3 protein-coding genes are annotated in these 2,014 nt (G+C 40.0%); all 3 read left to right on the top strand.

Going from position 1 to position 2,014, the window contains the following annotated elements:
- Positions 1-870: T9SS outer membrane translocon Sov/SprA (gene sov, locus F1E73_RS16800; protein ID WP_150452635.1), on the top strand; the 870-nt coding region annotated here is incomplete at its 5' end.
- 133 nt (positions 871-1,003) lie between these two features.
- Complete coding sequence (gcvH, locus tag F1E73_RS16795; RefSeq protein WP_150452634.1) at positions 1,004-1,384, top strand: glycine cleavage system protein GcvH; 381 nt, start codon at positions 1,004-1,006, stop codon at positions 1,382-1,384.
- A gap of 37 nt (positions 1,385-1,421) precedes the next feature.
- Complete coding sequence (locus F1E73_RS16790; RefSeq protein WP_191089057.1) at positions 1,422-1,781, top strand: VanZ family protein; 360 nt, start codon at positions 1,422-1,424, stop codon at positions 1,779-1,781.
- Positions 1,782-2,014: the final 233 nt, after the last annotated feature.

Here is a 2,014-nt window from a genome sequence, read left to right as displayed (position 1 = left end):
GTGGCCAATAGAATTGTGGCCGAGCGAAACCACGATACGGGCAATGTAGATGAGGACGGCTTCCCAGAGCGATACGGAAAAACCAGTCAAGACGTATTGTTGCCAGCATTTTTTGCCGCCTATACGGGGCAGGATGCCAATAAAGTAAATTTAGGTGCTTTCAGGAATGTGCCCATTCCCAATTGGAATATTAAATATACAGGCCTCATGAGGAATGCTTGGTTTAGGGAGAAATTTAATCGCTTCTCTTTAACCCACGGGTATAGATCGGCCTATAGCATTAACTCCTTTCAGACCAATTTGGAGCGTACCCAAATGGTGAATGAGGGCTTAGAGCCCATAAATAGAGAAAATCAAGACTTCCTGCCGAAGACCATTATGAACAACGTAGTGCTAACGGACCAATTTAATCCGTTGGTGAAGGTAGATTTTGAAATGCGAAACTCTATGAGTGTCCTTGCCGAAATTAGAACCGATAGGGCCTTGTCCTTGAGTTTTGATAATAATTTAATGACAGAAATTACTGGGAAGGAATATACCCTAGGGCTGGGATATAGATTTAAGGATGTACAATTGGTTACCAATATTGGCGGAGAGCAACAGCGACTAAAAGGTGATCTAAACCTAAAGGCAGATGTTACCCTTAGGGACGATGTTACCATTATAAGGAACTTGGATATAGACAACAATCAAATAACCTCCGGGAAAAATATTATGTCGGTTAAGTTTAGGGCAGATTACGCTCTAAGTAAAAGCTTAAACGCCCTATTCTTCTACGATCATTCCTTTTCCAAGTTTGCAGTTTCTACCGCCTTTCCCCAGACGGCTATCAATACTGGATTTACCCTAATTTACAACTTCGGGAATTAAGGATGCCAATGTAAGCGTGAAGGTGTAGGGTAGGAGGCGTTAAAAATTCCGTATTAATTGGAAAGTTTAAATGCGTAATATAGATTTGCTTCGGATAATCTTTTTAAATTTGTTTTTTTAACAACCAGAAATAATGAATGTACCTTCAGAATTAAAATACACCAAAGACCACGAGTGGGTTAAAATAGAGGGCGATACCGCTACAATAGGAATCACAGATTTCGCACAGGGAGAGTTGGGCGATATTGTATATGTAGAGGTGGAAACCTTGGATGAGAGCTTGGATAAGGACGAGGTGTTTGGATCAGTAGAAGCCGTTAAAACCGTTTCGGACCTGTTTCTTCCCTTAAGTGGCGAGATAGTTGCCTTTAACGAATCCTTGGAAGACGAACCCGAAATTGTAAACAGTGACCCTTATGGGGCGGGGTGGATCATAAAAGTGAAATTTAGTGACGCTTCCGAGATAGACGAATTGATGTCCGATGCGGATTACAAAGAATTAGTGGGTGCTTAAGAAATATTTTTTCACCATTGCATTTATAAGCTGGATAGTGTTAGTAACACTGCTCAGCTTATTTTCTTTTAGTGGTACTCATGTACTCCCCGTAATTAGAATACCACACTTTGATAAATTAGTGCATCTTGCATTTTATTTTGGAGCCACTATTCTGGGGACACTGTGTATTTGGGAGCGTACTAACGGAAGGTATACACTTCATAAAACCATAGGTTGGGCTGTGGGCTATGCAATTTTTTATGGCATAATTATTGAAGTTCTTCAGGCGTGGTTCACTACCTATCGCCAAGGCGATATATTAGATGTGCTGGCCAATACTGCCGGGGCTCTTTTGGGAGGACTAGTGGTAAAGTTGATTTTTTCGGGGAATACCTCCCTGAAGTGGAAAAAGTAAAATTTTTTGAATACCTTGTGGACGGTTTCCAAAGAGGCAGCTAAAACGTATATAATTCTTTCGCCCAATTGGGTTTGGTGGTATTGGCTACATTAATAGGATTCTATAGCAAACTTGGCGCTCCTGGAAGGGGTTTTAAAGTTTTTTCCCTATTTTTTGGAAAAAATTTTAAACAGATGAAATAAATATATAAATTAGCGAACATTAAACTTAAAAACTATGGAACTTAAAAA

Source organism: Arenibacter lacus (assembly GCF_008711145.1).
GTDB classification, from domain to species: domain Bacteria; phylum Bacteroidota; class Bacteroidia; order Flavobacteriales; family Flavobacteriaceae; genus Arenibacter; species Arenibacter amylolyticus.
The sequence above is the reverse complement of the archived record's forward strand: the minus strand, read 5'-3'. Positions and strand labels throughout refer to the sequence as shown.